This is a genomic window from Paenibacillus sp. FSL R5-0486, assembly GCF_037975155.1.
In the GTDB taxonomy this organism is placed as follows: domain Bacteria; phylum Bacillota; class Bacilli; order Paenibacillales; family Paenibacillaceae; genus Paenibacillus; species Paenibacillus amylolyticus.
Window position 1 is genome coordinate 4,396,958 of record NZ_CP150237.1, and the last position, 18,323, is coordinate 4,415,280.

General features: G+C 46.4%; 17 protein-coding genes. All 17 read right to left on the reverse strand.

The window, feature by feature from the left end; translation table 11 throughout:
* Window positions 1-91: 91 nt before the first annotated feature.
* The 17 genes from MKY01_RS19475 to mgsA all read right to left on the reverse strand — a co-directional run bounded on the left by MKY01_RS19475 (window position 92) and on the right by mgsA (window position 18,317).
* On the reverse strand, window positions 92-1,297 hold the full coding sequence (locus MKY01_RS19475) for an acetate kinase (protein WP_036671987.1): 1,206 nt from the start codon (window positions 1,295-1,297) through the stop codon (window positions 92-94).
* Window positions 1,294-2,166: a 3-hydroxyacyl-CoA dehydrogenase NAD-binding domain-containing protein gene (locus MKY01_RS19480; RefSeq protein WP_017687750.1), complete on the reverse strand. Its 873-nt coding sequence runs from the start codon at window positions 2,164-2,166 to the stop codon at window positions 1,294-1,296. The genes MKY01_RS19475 and MKY01_RS19480 overlap by 4 nt, the downstream gene beginning before the upstream one ends.
* A 133-nt stretch (window positions 2,167-2,299) precedes the next feature.
* The gene (locus tag MKY01_RS19485; protein WP_036671989.1) at window positions 2,300-3,802 is read right to left on the reverse strand and encodes an AAA family ATPase; all 1,503 of its coding nucleotides are present in this window, start codon (window positions 3,800-3,802) and stop codon (window positions 2,300-2,302) included.
* Complete coding sequence (locus MKY01_RS19490; protein ID WP_036671991.1) at window positions 3,795-4,322, reverse strand: hypothetical protein; 528 nt, start codon at window positions 4,320-4,322, stop codon at window positions 3,795-3,797. Before MKY01_RS19490 ends, MKY01_RS19485 begins: the two co-directional genes overlap by 8 nt.
* 302 nt (window positions 4,323-4,624) lie before the next feature.
* Window positions 4,625-5,155, reverse strand: coding sequence for a DUF5590 domain-containing protein (locus MKY01_RS19495; protein WP_047843541.1), 531 nt, complete (start codon window positions 5,153-5,155; stop codon window positions 4,625-4,627).
* A gap of 37 nt (window positions 5,156-5,192) precedes the next feature.
* A complete protein-coding gene (locus MKY01_RS19500) occupies window positions 5,193-6,500 on the reverse strand; it encodes an amidohydrolase (RefSeq protein ID WP_036671995.1) in 1,308 nt (435 codons plus the stop codon).
* Complete coding sequence (locus MKY01_RS19505; protein ID WP_076317448.1) at window positions 6,487-7,140, reverse strand: redox-sensing transcriptional repressor Rex; 654 nt, start codon at window positions 7,138-7,140, stop codon at window positions 6,487-6,489. The genes MKY01_RS19500 and MKY01_RS19505 overlap by 14 nt, the downstream gene beginning before the upstream one ends.
* A gap of 219 nt (window positions 7,141-7,359) precedes the next feature.
* Window positions 7,360-10,221 (reverse strand): ATP-dependent DNA helicase DinG, encoded by a 2,862-nt coding sequence (gene dinG, locus MKY01_RS19510; protein ID WP_339283234.1) that lies wholly within the window; start codon window positions 10,219-10,221, stop codon window positions 7,360-7,362.
* Window positions 10,222-10,363: 142 nt separating this feature from the next.
* A complete protein-coding gene (locus tag MKY01_RS19515; RefSeq protein WP_339283236.1) occupies window positions 10,364-11,011 on the reverse strand; it encodes a tetratricopeptide repeat protein in 648 nt (215 codons plus the stop codon).
* Window positions 11,012-11,104: 93 nt separating this feature from the next.
* Window positions 11,105-11,488, reverse strand: a complete 384-nt coding sequence (gene panD / locus MKY01_RS19520; protein ID WP_017687742.1) for an aspartate 1-decarboxylase — start codon at window positions 11,486-11,488, stop codon at window positions 11,105-11,107.
* On the reverse strand, window positions 11,481-12,377 hold the full coding sequence (gene panC, locus MKY01_RS19525; protein WP_076317445.1) for a pantoate--beta-alanine ligase: 897 nt from the start codon (window positions 12,375-12,377) through the stop codon (window positions 11,481-11,483). The genes panD and panC overlap by 8 nt, the downstream gene beginning before the upstream one ends.
* A complete protein-coding gene (gene panB, locus MKY01_RS19530; RefSeq protein ID WP_036672039.1) occupies window positions 12,374-13,252 on the reverse strand; it encodes a 3-methyl-2-oxobutanoate hydroxymethyltransferase in 879 nt (292 codons plus the stop codon). The genes panC and panB overlap by 4 nt, the downstream gene beginning before the upstream one ends.
* Window positions 13,253-13,596: 344 nt before the next feature.
* Entirely contained in the window at window positions 13,597-14,574 is a 978-nt protein-coding gene (locus MKY01_RS19535; RefSeq protein ID WP_036672005.1) for a biotin--[acetyl-CoA-carboxylase] ligase, read from the reverse strand.
* Window positions 14,561-15,859, reverse strand: a complete 1,299-nt coding sequence (locus MKY01_RS19540) for a CCA tRNA nucleotidyltransferase (RefSeq protein ID WP_339283239.1) — start codon at window positions 15,857-15,859, stop codon at window positions 14,561-14,563. The genes MKY01_RS19535 and MKY01_RS19540 overlap by 14 nt, the downstream gene beginning before the upstream one ends.
* Window positions 15,860-15,921: 62 nt before the next feature.
* Window positions 15,922-17,082: an N-acetyl-alpha-D-glucosaminyl L-malate synthase BshA gene (gene bshA, locus MKY01_RS19545; protein ID WP_036672009.1), complete on the reverse strand. Its 1,161-nt coding sequence runs from the start codon at window positions 17,080-17,082 to the stop codon at window positions 15,922-15,924.
* Window positions 17,083-17,181: 99 nt separating this feature from the next.
* Complete coding sequence (gene bshB1 / locus MKY01_RS19550) at window positions 17,182-17,880, reverse strand: bacillithiol biosynthesis deacetylase BshB1 (RefSeq protein WP_076317443.1); 699 nt, start codon at window positions 17,878-17,880, stop codon at window positions 17,182-17,184.
* Window positions 17,877-18,317 carry a methylglyoxal synthase gene (gene mgsA / locus MKY01_RS19555; RefSeq protein WP_017687735.1) on the reverse strand — a complete coding sequence of 147 codons (441 nt, stop codon included), beginning with the start codon at window positions 18,315-18,317 and terminating at the stop codon, window positions 17,877-17,879. Before mgsA ends, bshB1 begins: the two co-directional genes overlap by 4 nt.
* Window positions 18,318-18,323: the final 6 nt, after the last annotated feature.

Consider the following 18,323-nt stretch of genomic DNA (forward strand, 5'->3'; position numbering starts at 1 on the left):
CCCCTTGGTTCCTGAATTTGAAAATGCAGCGGGCAGGCTTATGCCTGTCCTCTGCACTTCCTTGTCATTCTATATTTACTTTACAGTTAGATTACTGAGAATTCAATACGATTCGGTGTGTATCACGTGCAATTACCAATTCTTCGTTTGTTGGCACAACGAGAACTTCCACTTTGGAGTTCGCTGTTGTAATCCGGCGTGGTTCGCCAGAACGAATGGCATTCAACGCTTCATCCAGTTCAACACCCAGATAAGTGAGTTGCTCACATACTTTTTGGCGAAGTACAACGGAGTTCTCACCTACACCAGCCGTAAAGACGATCACGTCTACACCGTTCATTGCAGCTGCATATGAGCCGATGTATTTACGCAGACGGTATTCGTACATTTCAAAAGCAAGCGTGGAGTTGGCATCGCCATTCTCCATACCTTCCGTAATCTCACGCATGTCACTGCTGATTCCGGAGATCGCAAGCAATCCACTGTGTTTGTTCAACATGGAGTTCACTTCACTTACGCTCAGTTCTTCCTTGTTCATTACATAAGGTACGATGGCTGGGTCAAGGTCACCAGAACGCGTTCCCATCATCAATCCTTCAAGCGGAGTCATACCCATCGAAGTATCAACGGATACGCCACCTTTAACTGCTGTTACACTACCGCCGTTACCGACGTGACAAGTGATAATTTTCAGATCTTCCACTGGACGATCCAGATATTCAGCAGCTGCCTTGCTTACGAAATCATGGGAAGTACCATGTGCGCCGTAGCGACGTACTTTATATTTTTTGTAAAGTACACGCGGAATAGCATACAGGTAAGCTTTTTCAGGCATCGTCTGATGGAATGCTGTATCAAAGACCATAACTTGTGGCACACCAGGCATATTTAATTCAGCCGCACGAATACCCATCATTGCTGCAGGGTTATGAAGTGGAGCCAAGTCGAACAAACGACGAATTTCAGCTTTGGCAGCATCATCTACTAATGCAGATTCTTTAAATGCTTCACCACCGTGAACAACACGGTGTCCAACAGCTTGAATTTCACTTACAGAATCCAGTACACCATTTTCTTTGTGAGTCAAAATATCAATGACTTTACGGATCGCTGTTGTATGCTCCAGAATCTCACTAACTTCTGTAACATCCTCACGGCCTGTCGGTTTGTGTGTCAAGATGGAGGAATCCATTCCGATCCGTTCTACCAAACCTTTAGCCAGTACAGATTCGTCAGTCATATTATACAGTTGATATTTGAGCGAGGAACTCCCCGCATTAATTACGAGTACTTTCACAGTCGGTCACCATCCTTGTCGTACTTGAAGAATCCTTCGCCTGTTTTGGCACCCAGGTGTCCTGCACGCACCATTTTCTTCAGGACTGTAGAAGGACGATATTTCAATTCTCCGAATTCACGGAACATTCTTTCGAGTGCAGCTTCAACAGAATCCAATCCGAAACGGTCAGCCATTTCGAGTGGTCCATGTTGGAAGTTGTATCCGATACGCATTGCATCATCGATATCTTCAGCAGATGCAACACCTTCTTGCAATACATGCAACGCTTCGTTAATCAGCAGGCAGATCAAGCGGGAAGTTACGAATCCAGGTGATTCATAGATCATGACTCCTTTTTTGTCCGCTACTTCTTCAACAAAACGTCTGGTCTCTTCGAATGTTGTATCCGAAGTTTTCAGTCCACGAATAATCTCTACAAGATCAACCCGGGATACCGGGTGAATAAAGTGCATACCAATAACACGCTCTGGGTATTTGGTCGAGCTTGCAAGCTCGGTCAAACTCAGCGTGGATGTATTACTTGCCAGAATGACATTGCTTGGACAAACTTGGTCCAGTTGGCTGAATACTGCTTTTTTCGCATCCAGATCTTCTGAAATTGTCTCAATGACCATGTCGCAAGTTCCAAGTTCAGCTAAATGAGCTACCTTGGTGATACGGGAAAGAATTAATTTCTTCTCCGCTTTTGTAATCGCCCATTTCTCCAGTTGTTTATCCAGATTGGTTTCGATCATGTCATATGCATGATCCAGCTTTTGTGTTGTATGCTCCACGAGAAGCACATCAAGTCCTTTGGCTGCGAGCATCTGGGAAATACCTTGTCCCATCGTACCGCCGCCGACAACTCCTATTTTTTTGAAAAACATGGTTCTGCTCCATCCTTTCGGTTCTCTATTTCTCTATTGTACCCTGTTCGCCGAAAATTACAAATTTCGACCCAACATATAATAATATCTTAGCACGAGTGAAATGTAAAAAAAAATAACCAGCATAAATAAATTATGCTGGTAGAAGGGCACTGTCACGAAATTGACAACGAAATTGTTCGCCAGACAAAACTTCCTCACGAATCAAGATGTCGAGTGAATTGTCGAAAATTGTCCTTTGCTCTTCAAGCAACTGCTTTGTCTGTTCCATCAGTTCTTGCAGAATTAATTTATTCTCTCGCATCAGTTCCTCGGTTGTGACCATATCCATGTTCACAATCCCAAGTGAAGTCAACCCCGAAGCCATCATCGTCTGTACAACATTGGTTGCCTGATCAAAGTCATTGCGTGAACCTGTGGAACGACCACCGTAGTACATTTCCTCCGCAGCTGCTCCTCCGAGTGCAATCATGATCTGCTCTTCCAGAAAGCGCTTCGTATAGAGGAACTGTTCCTGTTGCGGGTTATGACGTACATATCCCAGCGCCTGACCACGCGGACTAAGTGCCACCTGACTAACACTACCTGGACGAACGAGTTCAGCCATAATGGCATGTCCCAACTCATGAATGGCGACCCTTTTCTTCTCTTCCACGCTGGACTCACGGTCTGTCTTCTCACCCATCATGACTTTATCAATAGCCAGGGACAGATGCCGCTGTTCAATGTTTAACAGCCCGTCTCTCATGGCGTATATTGCTGCTTCGTTCATCACACTTTCGAGCTGTGCACCGGAGAAACCATATGATTCTTCTGCTGTTTTCTCCAGATTAACTTCCTTCAACAGAGGTTTGTTCACCGCATGCAGTTCCAGAATATGCTTTCTGCCCTTTTTGTCAGGCAAGTCCACTTGAATGTGGCGGTCAAAACGTCCCGGTCGCGTCAGGGCGCTATCCAGCATCTCTTTACGGTTCGTTGCAGCGATAACCAGAATTCTTGGCGTATCGGAAGAATAGATTCCATCCATTTCCGTCAGGAGCTGATTCAGGGTCTGATCATATTCACGCTGTTGACCACCCTCACGTTTCCCCCCGATGACATCGATTTCATCGATAAAGATAATAGCGTTTTCCTTATTTTCCTTGGTGGCACGGGTTCTCGCGTCCTTGAACAAATCCCGAATTCTGCTGGCACCCACACCAACATACATTTCCACGAACTCACTACCCGATGCTGCTACAAAAATAGAATCGGTGTAATGGGCAGCAGCCTTGGCCATCAACGTTTTCCCTGTCCCTGGAGGGCCCGTCAGCAAGATCCCTTTTAACGGGCGAATCCCGAACTTCCGGATTTCTTCATGTTTGATCAGAAAGTCAAGCGCTTCACGCAATTCCTGCTTAGCACTGTCTTGTCCGCCAATTTCTTCAAAAGTAAGCTTGGAAGGTCCTTTTTTCTTCCGTTTACGTTCCTGTGCAGCGCCTACTGTAATCCCGCCACGCATTTGCATCATGAACAGCAAAGCTCCGACAAGCACTGCTGCAATCAGGATCGGAACAATATTAACACCAGTAAAAGCAAGGAAAATAATCAATACGGGAAAAAATCCGATGGCAACTTCTTTTGTCCACTTAGGCATTAGGCCACACTCCTATCTGACCGGGCACACGCGGCAGAATAATAAACTTGCTGGCATCTCCGTCTCTGAGACTGACATATACATTGTTGTCATCCATCGCTGTATTTACCTTAATTCCATTCGTCGCCATCTTTGACAACGTTGGTGTAATCTCGGTGTATTGCTTGTTCTCCATCGCCTGAGCTACGGTGAACATCGCATCACCCCACCAACTTTCCAGTGCTTCACTGGAATGATCCACAACATCCAACTTTAGTGAGCGTGTTCCAATCAGGGTCTGTCCTTCTTTGTGAATATATTGTACCAGTCTGCCCAAATCAACATCAGGTTGCAGATCAAGTTTCAATTGTACGTCATTGCGGTTAATAGTTAATTGAACGTCATTGACTCCATCGTACTGGGTTACCATTTTTTCAATCGGATTCTGCACAGCCACCTGACGATATACAAACCAACCTCCAAACAACACAACGGCTGAAATGACGGCAGTTATAGCAATAGGCAATACTTTTAGCTTCAAGTGAATTACCCCTCCCAGATTTTGGCCCAACCTACTGGCTTATTGGTATATACGAATATGTGTACATTGACTCCTGCGAGAATTTCGACAGGATTATTTGTTTTTGAATGTAACTTTGAGTACATATCTGAGTATATCACATCGTATATACAATTTCGAAGGCGAAAATATGAATAAATTATTAATTTTAACTATTTAAATCAAATATGTTTACAGACAACACAAAGAACCGGTTCAGTCGGATATCCGTCTGCCGGTTCTTTCATTTCTTTAATTCTCTAGTTATCTCACTCTATCTTGTTCTAGCTGTTCGGGAGTGTGTAGACCAGGTCCACCTGTTCTCCGTTGCTAAAACGATAAAAGCGATAGTGGTTGTGCGTACCATCTTTATAATACACTTGCCACACATATATTCCATTCACAACTCCGGGCATGATTCGTTTAATCTCACCGGCAGGAACTTCAGAACTGAAGCGATTGCGTATCTGCGCTTCGGACATGCCATTCTGCAGCAGCTCACTGTGTACAGCGTTTGCACCCTTAACCGGCTGATTGTTTGCGTCGAACTTAACCCAGACCATAACATCCTGGTTATCCTTGTTTTTGCCGATCAGGGTCCAGTAGATGTTGTCAGAGCCTTCTTTGTCTCCCCAGATGTACTTACGCAATTCATCATAGGATGTAATGCCCAGTTGCTCCTGTGCTGCCTGTATGGCGAGCGCTTCTTCCTTGCGTTGGTCCTGCGTGACATGGACGTAATAACGCTGAAGTCCAAACAGAATCAGAACCAGTGCAAGCAGCGAAATCCATATCCACTTCTTTTTTTTCTTCAAAAGCCGAACTTCCTTTCCCTATGATGCTGTCCTGCAATTAACGAGCAAGCAGACCATCAAATGCCAATTGAGACTCACGCAAAATGCGTTCTTCATCCAGCGTCAGACATTCGCCATGTTTCACCACTTGTTTTCCATCCACCCATACGTGCTCAACATCTTTAGCAGAAGCCGAGTAGATTGTATGTGAGATCAGGTCTGTATGTGGATAGAAATGTGCCTGTTCAATGTCCAAGGCGATAAAGTCAGCCTTCATGCCGACCTGGAGTGCTCCGGTATTGTTCAAGAAGATAGATTTGGCACCGTATGACGTTCCGAGTAATAACGCTTCGCCTGCTGGCACTGCCGTCGGGTCACCAGATACACCTTTGTGGATCAATGCAGCCAGTCTCATTTCCTCGAACATATCCAGGTTGTTGTTGCTTGCCGGTCCGTCTGTTCCGAGTGACACGGTAACTCCTGCTTTCAGCAACGCAGGTACCCGCGCAACACCGGAAGCGAGTTTCAGGTTACTTCCCGGGTTATGGGATACAGCCACATCATGACGGGCCAGAATCTCAATCTCTTCGTCATTCAGATGCACCGCATGTGCAACCAGGGATGGACGAGAGAAAAAGCCCAGTTTCTCCAGATGTGCCACAGGACGCAGTCCATAATCAGCCACGTTCTGCTCGACTTCACGAAGCGTTTCCGACATATGTGTATGAAGGGGAAGGTTTAGGTCGTTCGCGACCTGCACAAGCTTCTCTATGTAGTCAGGAGGGCATGTATATGGTGCATGTGGCGAGATTACGGTTGTAATGCGACCATCTGCCTGTCCATTCCACTCACGCGCAAACGCAGCCGACTCCTCCAGCTTCCGCAATTGTTCTTCTTCCGAGCACAACCCGATTACACCACGTGCCAGTGCTGCTCTAACGCCGGATTGCTCCACAACTTTGGCAACTTGATCCATGTGATCGTACATGTCCAGGAAAGCTGTAGTTCCGCCTTTCAACATTTCAAGCACCGATAGCGAAGTTCCCCAATATACGTCTTCTGAAGTCATTTTCGCTTCCATCGGCCACATTTTTTCCTGCAACCATACTTGCAATGCAAGATCGTCTCCGTGCCCTCTGAGCAACGACATCGCTGCATGACCATGCGTATTGATCAGACCCGGCAGGAAGAACAGTCCTTTTCCATCCACTTTGGTACAATTTTTGTCTTCATCCGGCAATGTCTCACCAATATGCACAATCTTGTCATTCTCAACAACCATGTATCCGTGGACCACGTTCCATGTTGTGCCGCCTTCATTAACGGCAAATTTGCCGTTGTGAATTACCCATCTATTTGTTGTCATCTTCCTCGTCGTCCTTTCCAGTCTCCAAGTAATAGGCCAAACTAAGCAGATCCGTTGTAAAGTCAGCATGGTGAATGCGGATATGCGGCGGTGTTTTTAGAATGGTTGGTGCAAAATTAAGGATCGCTTCAATTCCTGATTCAATAAGCTGATCGGCTACATTTTGGGCTTCCGTATCCGGAACCGTGATAATTCCGATGCGAATGTTTTCCATTTTAACCGCTTCCGTCAATTCATCCATTGGTTTTACCGTCAAACTGTTGATTTGACTACCTATCTTCGGTCCATATGCATCAAATACAGCAACAATCTTCATGTTGTCTTTCAGATATGCGTTGTAGTTGGACAAGGCTTGACCGAGGTTACCCGCTCCTACCAGAGCTACATTAATTTGCTGATCGATTTTGAGAATGTGACGAATTTTCTCGATCAAATAGGATACATCATACCCGATCCCTTTACGACCAAAATCACCGAAGTAAGCCAGGTCTTTACGAATTTGGGCCGGATTCAGATCCAGCCTCTGTCCAAGCTCTTGAGAAGAAACAGTAGCCACCTCACGCTGATGCAACTCGTTCAAATAACGCAAGTAAACAGGCAGACGTCGTACCACCGCTTCCGAAATTTTATCCGATTTCATTCTTGCTCCCCCTTACCAAGGCCACGATAAAATAATAGATGAAAAGATGAGCATTCTGTATAAAACTCAAAGATAAACGTGACATTTTATACAGAATGCTCCTTGTAATTTAGGTTATAAGTTCTTACGTGCAACTGCTTTAATCGGATACGGAAATATCTAATAAAGTTTAACGCCAAACGATAGTGTCATGCAATGATATAACGAACAAAACAACCATTATTTTTGTTCATTAGCAGGTTTTTCCAACCACTCAGTAATTCGTGGAACCATTTGCTCCGTGAGCATATGCTCCATTTTGGGACCAGGTAATGAATACAAAAAGAATTTACCATAATACGCTTCAATCACCCGTGTATCATAAACAATGACAATTCCTCTGTCCTTTGCTGTACGTACCAATCGGCCAAATCCCTGCTTGAAACGAATGACCGCTTGTGGCACGGACAGTTTCATGAACGGATTTTTCTTCTGTTCCTGGAGCAACTCACTCTTGGCTTCCACCAACGGATGATTCGGTGGCTGGAAAGGCAGTCGCACAATAGCGAGACAAGTTAACGCCTCTCCCGGGATATCTACACCCTCCCAGAAGCTACTTGTGCCCAGAAGTACCGTTGCTTTGGCATCTTGAAACCTGCGAGTCAATTTGGAACGACTTCCACTGTCAACGCCTTGCCCAAGCAACGAGATGTCGTTGCCAGACAGTGCCTCCTTCAGCGGATCATAGACCTGTCGCAACATCTTGTATGAAGTAAACAGAACCATCATGCGTCCACGCGTAGCAATTGCCGTCTCTGCGAGTGATTGCACCAGCATATTAACAAAGTGCGCATCACCCACACTTCCCTTCACACTTGGGAAATCACGCGGAATCACCAGAAGTGCCTGATCGCGATAGTTGAAAGGTGATGGCAACATCGACGTTAATAGCCGATTGTTCTCGGCGGCTTCCTGCAAGCCAAGCTGTTCAATCATGAACTGGAATGACTTATCTACCGAAAGCGTAGCCGATGTAAGCACAACACTTTTCTTTTTATCAAAAAATAAATCCTTAAGTTGTGCACTCACATCTACAGGTACGGCATACAGCTGGAGAGATTTGCTGCGGAATTGGCCGCTGGCTTCCATCCAGTACACCGTTTTGGCGTCATCCATACGCATGAAGAAACGTAGATTCTCCTTCAATGTGGTCAGATCTTTCAGCAATCCTGTAATGTCCGTGATCAGACTATCCGATTGATAATCATCCTGATCCTCTTTCACTTCAAGCAGCAATTTGTCCCCTTTGCGAACCAAATCGCCCAGAGTCACATAGATCTGGTTCTCCAGATCCTGCAACTCCTGCCATTTTGCAGGTTTCTGAGATGCTTTCAGACGCAGTGAAAATTGCCCCGTCTCTCCCGGTGAAGCATCACTTCGTTCAGGCAAGAGACCAAACAAGGCATCGCTCATACGATCCCACAGCTCCTTAACTTCAAGAGCGAGCGGGAACATCTGATCCACCATGGAGCCCCATTGCACCGAATTTTCATGCCCGGAAAACTGCGAACGAAGCATAGGTAGCTGACCATTACGACTGTCTTTAAATAGGCGGGTCAGTGTATGAACCAAGGTGAAATATTTCATATGCATTCCAAGATGTTTACCAGCGACATCCTCCAGATGATGTGCCTCATCGATCACAAGACTCTCATAGGCCGGCAGCAGCTGATGCGCGGCTTTCACATCCGTAAATAATTTGGAGTGATTGGTGATTACGATATCAGACAACCCTGCTTCATGTTTGGCACGATGGTAGAAGCATTTACGGAACCATGGACAGGATCTTCCCAGACATGATTCGGATTCACTCTGTACGGTCTCCCAGAAGTCCCCTCCGCGTCCGCTAAGGTTAAGTTCCTCATCATCTCCGGTTTCGGTCTGCGTAAGCCAGACGATCATCTGAGCAGCTGTGAAATAATCCTCTTTCGGTGTGGCGAATTCACGTTTATTGATTTTGTGTTCAAATTTGCGCAGGCACAGGTAATGTCCACGTCCTTTGAATACAGCAGCCTTAAACGGGAACGGAACCACTTGAGTCAGCATCGGAATGTCCCGCTCTCTCAATTGCTCCTGCAGATTGATCGTATGCGTGCTAACCATAACTTTCTGTTCTTGCTTCACACTTTCATAAATAGCAGGCAACAGATACCCTAGAGATTTACCGGTACCCGTTCCAGCTTCGATCAAGAGATGTTTCTCTTCATCCAAGGCTTGCCTTACACTGCTGAACATCTGAGTCTGCGCTTCACGCTCTTCGTAATGATCCAGTGTATCCTTCAGATTCTCCCGAACCTGGTCCATAAACTGTTCGAAGCTTACACCATCGAGGGGGTTAGCCTCCCGCTCATCGCGTGGTGCACCAATATCGGTCCAATCACTTACATTAAGAGCAAGCTGACGATAATAGGTATGTCCGTCCAGGTCCTGAATCGGCTCTGCTTCCTTCTCACTGCGCATTCCGTCCAAAAACCAACCCAAGTCACTGTCTTCTGGTGCAAACAGGTCACTGAGACGCTGAATCGTTATGAGCGGTAATTCCTTTAACTCATCCAGACACTTGAGTAGCACATAGGCTGTCGCCAGTGCATCACTGTCTGCCTGGTGAGGGCGATCATGTTGAAATCCAAATTCGGAAGACACATAACCGAGTTGATAAGAACCCAGTGATGGGAATGTGATCTTCAGAAAATCAATCGTGTCCAGAATGCGGCCAGTGAACGGCAAATAACCGCAACGGTCAAGAGCATTCTGCAAAAAGTGAAAATCAAAAGCGACGTTGTGTCCAACAAGCACCACATCATTAAGCAGCGGAACCATCTCCATCATCATCTCTTCGAGTGAAGGAGCGTCCGCCACATCTGCATCGGTAATACCCGTCAACCCCGAAATAAACGGGGGAATCGGTACACCAGGGTTCACATAAGAACTATATATTTGAGTTATGCTGTAGTCATGATCTATGATGGCAAGTCCGGCCTGTATAATCTCACCGTCGGACTGCGTGCCGGTTGTTTCGAAATCCAATACGGCAAATTTCATTGCAATGTACGGTCCCTTCCATTCCAGTCTATGTTACAGCATAGCAAAAAAAAGGGGATTTGAAAATTAACTGACAAAAAAGCGGTGTCCCCGCCGCTATGCCAAAGGAGGGAACACCGTTTTTTTGTCGCCGAATTCCCGCTTAATGAAGGGTCGTCAGCTGATTAGCATATTGCAATTTTCCCCTGTTCAACCTGCAAGCTTCCATGTTGTACAGTGGTTCGGTCAATGTCGGGTCATACTGAAGGGCCTGTGCAAAGAGTGAACATGCAGCTTCGGGATTCGCAAGCTTGACTTGAATACAGCCCAGGGCGTTACACACAAGCCCTTTCAAGCGAGGTGAACCTTTAAGGTACATGATCTGCTGTAAATGTGTTCCGGCTTCCGCCATTTGTTCCAGATTCAGATACGCCAGCGCCAGGTAAAAACGAGTTAATGCACTCTCCGGATGGTCGGTCACAACCCGGGAGAATTGCATGATCGCCTGCGGATACATCTGTAATTTGAAATAACCCTGACCTCGACTGAAACATTCCAGATGGAGTTCAGGCAGAGCGGTAACAGCTCCCTGTTCCGGTTCAAGGGAAGCAGGCTTATCCATCTCTCGCTCCCTCACCTGGCTCATCTTTTCTTCAAACATCAGCCATTCATCCAGCATCCCGTCACTCATCCGCTTAAGCAAGTTCCACTTTTGCAGCAATTCTTGTTTGTTCAGGCCTTCAGCGGAAGGATAGCTCTTGATAATTTCATCTAACATGTCGTTCATTTCTGCGAAAACATGCTGGAACATCGATGCATCCCCACCCTTGAAAAAATGGATTAGTGCAGTGACCTGTACTCATTTTTTGCTTCAAGGGCCGATTTCATTCTCCTTACCAGTCGATTACATAATTGTTGCGTGGACTTCCTGTTTCATCGTTTGTACAGGTTTATTCTGCCCATCTACAAATACAACGGTTGGTTTGTGAGTATTTGCCTCTTCTTGTGACATCATGGCGTAAGAAATGATAATGACGTTATCTCCAGGCTGTACCAGACGTGCAGCTGCGCCGTTAAGACATATGACCCCGCTTCCGCGTGGTCCTGGAATCACATATGTTTCCAGACGTGCACCATTGTTGTTGTTCACAATTTGCACTTTCTCGTTTTCCATCAAGTCGGATGTTTCCATCAAGTCTTCATCTATGGTAATACTACCCACATAGTTCAAGTTGGCTTCCGTTACCGTAGCCCGGTGAATTTTGGATTTCATCAGTGTTCTAAACATGGGACAGTACCTCCGATTTTTGCAACCTTATATTGTCAATCAATCTTGTTTTTCCGAATTTCACCGCAAGTGCAATGAGCAGATCGTCACGGCCTTGAACTTCTTCCTGATCTGTGAGCGGCTCCAGACTTGGAAAAGCCTGAATCTCGGCGTAGTCGATAACGGCAAGCGGTGAGGTTGCAATGTGCTCGCGCAGAATACGACGGATATCTGCGGCTGTAGTAGCTACACCTGTATCTGTGGCTTCCTGAGCTGCACGTAGTGCCTTCGATAGAACCAAGGCCTGTGTACGCTGTTCTGGGTTAAGGTAGACGTTACGTGAACTGAGGGCAAGGCCATCCTCTTCGCGAACAATCGGACAGGGTACAATTTCTACAGGCATATTCAAATCATTCACCATCTGTTGAATGACCGCAACCTGCTGAGCGTCTTTCATACCAAAAAATGCACGCTGTGGCTGTACGATGTTGAAGAGTTTGGAGACTACGGTCGTTACCCCGTCAAAATGTCCTGGACGTGAAGCGCCACATAAGCGCTCCGTCAGTTTTGAGACAGATACGGTCGTTTGCGTTGCCTGTGGATACATCTCTTCAACAGAGGGAATAAATACGATATCCACTCCTTGTGAGCGTGCTGTTTCCACATCTCTGGCTTCATCCCGCGGATAGCTGTCAAAATCTTCATTAGGGCCAAATTGAATTGGATTAACAAATATGCTTAATACCACGATATCGCTCTGTTGTCTGGCTGCCTGCATCAAGCTTGCATGACCTTGATGAAGATAACCCATTGTTGGTACAAGACCTACAACAGACGCACTGGACCGAATCGCTTGACGCTTCAAGCTTAGTTCCTGTCTTAACTCTGCGATTGTCCGTAATACTTTCATGAGTTACTCCCCACCTTTTCCTTGCGTTGTCCGCCGTACAGTTGATCCAGAACACCATCCGCCGCATTGAATACATGCTCTTCGGCCGGGAACGAACGATCTTTCACTTCTTTCACGTAAGCTTCGATGCTGGTTCTGATTAATGTACCCACATCTCCATAGGTTTTGACAAATCGTTTGGGCGTATACGGAGAGGCGTATTGAACCACATCGTGGAATACCAGTACCTGACCATCACAGCCTCGTCCTGCTCCAATTCCTATGGTAGGGATGGACAGTTCCTCCGAGATCGCCCGTGCAACTTCTTCCGTAACCAGTTCAAGCACAATGCCAAACGCACCTGCAGCTTCCAAGGCTTTGGCTTCGTCCATCAGACGTTTCGCATCCGCTGCATCCTTGCCCTGAATGCGGTAACCACCAATCTGATTAACCGATTGAGGTGTCAGTCCGATATGTCCAAGAACAGGCACGCCTGCTTGCACAACTGCTCTAACGGTGTCCGCTATCTCGACTCCGCCTTCCATTTTAACCGCATGGGCATGCCCCTCTTGCATCAGTCGACGGACACCCTTAAGCGTCTCATCCACGCTGCCATGATAGGTCATAAAAGGCATATCAGCCACAATAAATGTCTTCTCAGCACCGCGCACTACGGAACGTGTGTGGTATACCATGTCGTCGATGGTCACCGGAAGCGTCGAATTATAACCCAGTACTACATTGCCGAGTGAATCACCAACCAGGATCAGATCAATACCTGCTTCCTCTGCTAGGAGCGCTGTTGGATAATCGTAAGCCGTGATCATGGTAAGCGGCACGCCATCCTGCTTATATTTTTTCATTTTCACAATATTCAACGCTTGTTTGTTCGCCATTTTTTTTCATGGCTCCTTTCTTCTTTTCAAATAAACGCAACAAAAAAACCTTTTAGTTTTCCACTAAAAAGTCCCGAAAAGTCAAAAAAGAGTCACTTGCGATCGTCCCTTCTGTCTCGGTCCTCTTCGGCTCAGAGCAGAATCCAACAACTCACTTAAACGTATTTCATTCTTGCACTGCGGTCTGCTTATATAAAACACATCAAAGCAGAACAAAGGTTACTGTTACGGGAGTGCAATTCGGTCTGCATTAGCCGATATCGCCTCACGAACACAGTATACCAAAGTTCTGCTCAAACTTCACGTCTTATGTTCATTTTACCAGTGAAAATTCGACAAATTGTTTATGATTTCCAGGAAATCTCACCAGAGATGATTAGCGTATGTTCTCCATCGTGCTTCTCCACGATAAGTGCACCAGAAGGGTCAAGACCAATTGCCTTCCCTTCAATGACACCATGAGGATTCGTCACTGTAATCTCTCGATTCATCGATACGGACAGGGCCTCCCATAGAGCTGAGATCACGCCAAATCCTTCTTTTTGATACAAAAAATACAACTGTTCAAGCTCCGTCAAAATGGCAGCCGTTAGTTTGGTGCGATCAACGGATTGACCCGTCTCCATCTTGAGCGAAGTAGCGATTGTGGTCAGATCTTCCGGATAATCCTCGGGATCAAAGTTCACGTCAACGCCTATACCTGCGATACAGTATCTGACTTCATGATCTTCTACCGTAGATTCAAGCAATATGCCACATACCTTGCGTCCGTCAATCAACACATCATTTGGCCATTTGATGCCCGCATCAGCTCCTGAACAAGCTCGAACGGCACGACATACAGCCACTCCTGTTAATAAAGTTAGCTGCGGCGTATGCTGAAGTGGTAGATCAGGGCGTAACAGGACACTCATCCAGATTCCTTTACCCGGAGGAGAGAACCACTGTCGACCGAAACGTCCTCTTCCTCCTGTTTGTTCTTCCGCAATGACCACAGCGCCTTCTGCCTGCCCTTGCTCAGCTAGCTTGAGAACATCCCCTTGCGTAGACAGGGTCGAAGCCAACAAAACAGCCTTACGGCCAAATACGGTTGTATCCAGGGCCAATTGGAGGCCAGTAGCGTCAATGCTATCCGGCTTCGTTACCAGACGGTATCCTTTGCGGGATACCGCTTCAAACTCATAACCCATGTCTCGCAACTTGTTCACATGTTTCCACACAGCGGTCCGACTGATGGACAGATTACGGCTGATCTCTTCACCCGATACGAATCGTCCTTCTGCATTTAATAACATATGTAACAGATCTTCATGTTTGGTCATCTTGAACCACCCGCTTCACTTCTGCACTTAGTGCTTCATGCTGATTCACTATCGTTCCAATCGCCGTTTCTCGTAACAAATGTTTCATTAGTTGCCCCAGCCAAGGTCCGCCTTTGCGCTGCACCATTTGTAACACTTGTTCCCCTGTAATATCCAACTCTTTCAAGTCATGCACAGGGATCGATTGACTCCATTCGGCTGCAAGCTCTTGTACTAATACAACCTGCATTTCTGCCGGTTCGGACTGATTCCGCCATTCTGCTGGCAGTGCAGACTGTATTCGAAGCCAATCATCCGCCGCCTGAACGCCACAAGCCAGAACAGTAACGATCCAATCGGAACGGAGACTGACCGTATCCTTCGGCTCCTGAACGGAAGTATGAATCAACTGTTCCACCTGAAGGACCCCTGTTATACGAGAACGATGTTCATTGGAGAATGTCCACTGACGTAATAATACATCTGCTTCATCCTTGCTATAACCGCCAGCAATCAGGATGAGTGACCAACGAAGCAACACATGCTGACCTGACAATTGTTCCAAATTGGATAACAACATCTTGTTAAATCGGGTCGAGCTTACCGGCGCTTTGATATGCGCAAGGGAATCACTTCTGTATAACAGCTCCAACCCTCTTAAAGGATGCGGTCCAGACATCATTTTTACCATCTCGGTACGTACCCGTTCCATTGCTATATGTTGAAGCAGGTCTTTCTGCCTTACAAGACCCTTCCACGTGTTATGGGCAATTTTGAAATCAAATACGGAAGCAAACCGGACACAGCGGAGCATCCGCAGTGCATCTTCACCAAATCGTTCCATCGCAGAACCCACACATCTGACTCGCTCTTCCTTGATATCTGCCTGTCCACCGAACGGATCAACGATTGTCCCAGTGACGTCCATAGCCAGAGCGTTCATCGTGAAGTCGCGCCGCTGTAAGTCTTCCTTGATATCCTGAACAAATTGAACCGCAGCAGGTCTGCGATTATCCTGATATTCGGATTCTGTTCGAAATGTGGTCACTTCAAAGTAATAACCGCCTGAACGAACGGTAACCGTACCGTGTTGTAAACCTGTAGGAATACAATCGTCAAACAGTTCCATGACTTGCTCAGGAGAAGCAGATGTCGTGATATCCATATCGTCCACAACACGTTCCAGCAATTCGTCACGAACGCAACCACCTACCCAATATGCCTTGTAGCCATGTTTGTTTAATGTTGTGAGTACATTCTCACTTTGCATTGCCATTTCACGATCTACCTGTGTCCATTGAACCACCACATATCACCTCTTCTCTTGCCTGTTGTGGTATGCACAGTATGATTTCGTCTAAGAAATGATTAACCGCAAACCGGCTTCAGATTCGGAACTTCCCTTCCCAACACCCGGTAATATATCTGTTCATATTCATGCCGAATAGCATCATTGCAAAAGTCGTGATGCGCGCGCTGAAGACATGCTTCCCTGAACTCAGCAGCCAAACGATCGTCCGTCAACAAACGAATGGTGTTCTCGGCCATGGATTGTGTATCCCCAATCGCGGATAAATAACCTGTCTTACCATGTAAGACCAGTTCCGGAATTCCTCCGGCCTGTGAACCGATCGTGGGTACGCCACAAGCCATTGCTTCGAGCGCCACAAGTCCGAAACTTTCCTTCTCCGATGGAAGCATCAACACGTCCGCCATGGAGATGACCTGAGCAATGTCATCCTGTTTGCCAAGGAAATGAACTTTATCATTCAAGCCGAGATCATTAATCTTCCATTGCATCTTCGGCAAATCAGGTCCTTCACCAACAAATAACAGTTTGGCAGGAACCTGCTCCTGTACCTGACGGAAGACCTCTACCACATCCTGAGTTCTTTTCACCGGTCGGAAATTGGAGATGTGCATTAATATTTTTTCGTCAGGCGTAGCAAAGTCTCTTCGCAGACTGGCAGCATCCCGCGGATAATATATTCGTTTGTCAATAAAATTATAGGTTAGATCGATTGGACGCTGAATATCCAGCAATTCGACCGTTTCTCGAATCAAATCTTGTGATACGGCAGTAACCGCGTCACTTTCATTAATGGCTAGACGGATCAGATCCTTCAGAGATTCATCCTGAGCCAGAACCGTAATATCCGTTCCATGTAACGTGGTAACCACTTTAAGGCCGTCCCCTACCATTTGTTTCGCCAGAAAGGCACATACTGCGTGTGGCACGGCATAATGAACATGCAGCAGATCCAGCTGCTGTGACTTAGCCACCTGAGCCATCTTTGTTGCCAGTGACAGGTCATACGGAGGGTAACGGAAAACATAATAATCATTTACTTCAACTTCGTGATAAAAAATATTTTTCTGGAACGTACCCAGTCTGAACGGGATACTGTTGGCAATAAAATGAACCTGATGCCCCTGTTCGGCAAGTAATTTGCCCAGTTCCGTTGCGACAACGCCAGACCCGCCGAGGGACGGATAACAGGTGATGCCGATTTTTAGCTTTTTATCCATCCTGTGGACGCTCCTTTGATCTCCCGCTTCATGCAGGTTGATATAATGCAATGGAATAATGAAACCCTTCGTTTCATTAAACGTAAAATGTGAAATCGCTTATTGGGCACCCGGGCCAAATTGATGAACCACGTAAGGTGTAATTGTAGCAAAACCTTCTGCAAACGGGATGAGACTGCGTTGTCCGAGCAAGGAATCGCGGGCTCTTACACGTTCAATATACCCTTGATTCAATGGCGTCGAGACCGCTCCGTCTCTCAGTTCGAATTGGGAACGATAAGAGAGCAGTGATGCTTCTTTTTGCTCATAGTGTTCCGTAATATCGACAATCAAATCCGTAGGCCCGATGTCATTAATAAAGTAAAAATAAAGTTCCTTCACCTGCAAGGCAGGCATGTCCGGCATATAGTTGCGAAGCTTAGCGTTAAATACAGCCTCCTGCACAAGCTTACTGCAATTGACATGATCCGGATGACGATCTTCCCAATACGGAGCAAACACCATCCGAGGGGCATGACGCCGTATCTCAGCCGTCACCGCCTGTACATGTTCAGGCGTAAGATATAAGCCACGATCAGGAAGCCCCAGATTCGTTCGACACGAAAGACCGAGGACGCGGGAGGCTTGCTCCGCTTCCTCGGTTCTGCGCTCTACTGTTCCGTTGGAAGACATCTCAGCACGAGTCAGATCACACACGCCTACTTTCAAGCCGGCAGCGGTATGTTTGGCAATCGTTCCACCCATACCAATCTCCGCATCGTCTGCATGTGCTCCAAAGATGAGAATATCCAGACTCATTCGGAATCACCCGAATTCAATCCAGCCTCCGGCTTGTATTTATGTACCAGCTCTCTCCAGGCAAAATCGCCACGATCCAGAGCCTTGACCAGAATCTCAGCGGTTGCGATATTGGTGGCAAGTGGAATTCCTTGCACATCACAAAGACGTAGCAACGCATTAATATCCGGCTCGTGAGGTTGTGCCATCAGTGGATCGCGAAGGAAAATAATCAGATCCATCTCATTTTGCGCAACCAAAGCTCCAATCTGTTGATCTCCGCCCAATGGGCCTGATTCGAATCGATGAATCTTCAGAGACGTTCCTTCCATAATACGAAGGCCTGTTGTTCCTGTAGAATATAATTGATGGTCCGTAAAAACAGGCTCATATGCCGTCACGAAGTTAACCATCTCTTCTTTTTTACGATCATGGGCGATAAATGCTATTTTCAACATGACAAT

What these genes read in the sequence shown, in the direction of transcription:
- MKY01_RS19480 (WP_017687750.1), bottom strand. Translation starts at nt 2,166, where the DNA reads ATGTTTTTCAAAAAAATAGGAGTTGTCGGCGGCGGTACGATGGGACAA.
- MKY01_RS19485 (WP_036671989.1), bottom strand. Translation starts at nt 3,802, where the DNA reads ATGCCTAAGTGGACAAAAGAAGTTGCCATCGGATTTTTTCCCGTATTG.
- MKY01_RS19500 (WP_036671995.1), bottom strand. Translation starts at nt 6,500, where the DNA reads ATGACAACAAATAGATGGGTAATTCACAACGGCAAATTTGCCGTTAAT.
- MKY01_RS19505 (WP_076317448.1), bottom strand. Translation starts at nt 7,140, where the DNA reads ATGAAATCGGATAAAATTTCGGAAGCGGTGGTACGACGTCTGCCTGTT.
- dinG (WP_339283234.1), bottom strand. Translation starts at nt 10,221, where the DNA reads ATGAAATTTGCCGTATTGGATTTCGAAACAACCGGCACGCAGTCCGAC.
- MKY01_RS19515 (WP_339283236.1), bottom strand. Translation starts at nt 11,011, where the DNA reads ATGTTCCAGCATGTTTTCGCAGAAATGAACGACATGTTAGATGAAATT.
- panD (WP_017687742.1), bottom strand. Translation starts at nt 11,488, where the DNA reads ATGTTTAGAACACTGATGAAATCCAAAATTCACCGGGCTACGGTAACG.
- panC (WP_076317445.1), bottom strand. Translation starts at nt 12,377, where the DNA reads ATGAAAGTATTACGGACAATCGCAGAGTTAAGACAGGAACTAAGCTTG.
- panB (WP_036672039.1), bottom strand. Translation starts at nt 13,252, where the DNA reads ATGGCGAACAAACAAGCGTTGAATATTGTGAAAATGAAAAAATATAAG.
- MKY01_RS19535 (WP_036672005.1), bottom strand. Translation starts at nt 14,574, where the DNA reads ATGACCAAACATGAAGATCTGTTACATATGTTATTAAATGCAGAAGGA.
- bshA (WP_036672009.1), bottom strand. Translation starts at nt 17,082, where the DNA reads ATGGATAAAAAGCTAAAAATCGGCATCACCTGTTATCCGTCCCTCGGC.
- bshB1 (WP_076317443.1), bottom strand. Translation starts at nt 17,880, where the DNA reads ATGAGTCTGGATATTCTCATCTTTGGAGCACATGCAGACGATGCGGAG.
- mgsA (WP_017687735.1), bottom strand. Translation starts at nt 18,317, where the DNA reads ATGTTGAAAATAGCATTTATCGCCCATGATCGTAAAAAAGAAGAGATG.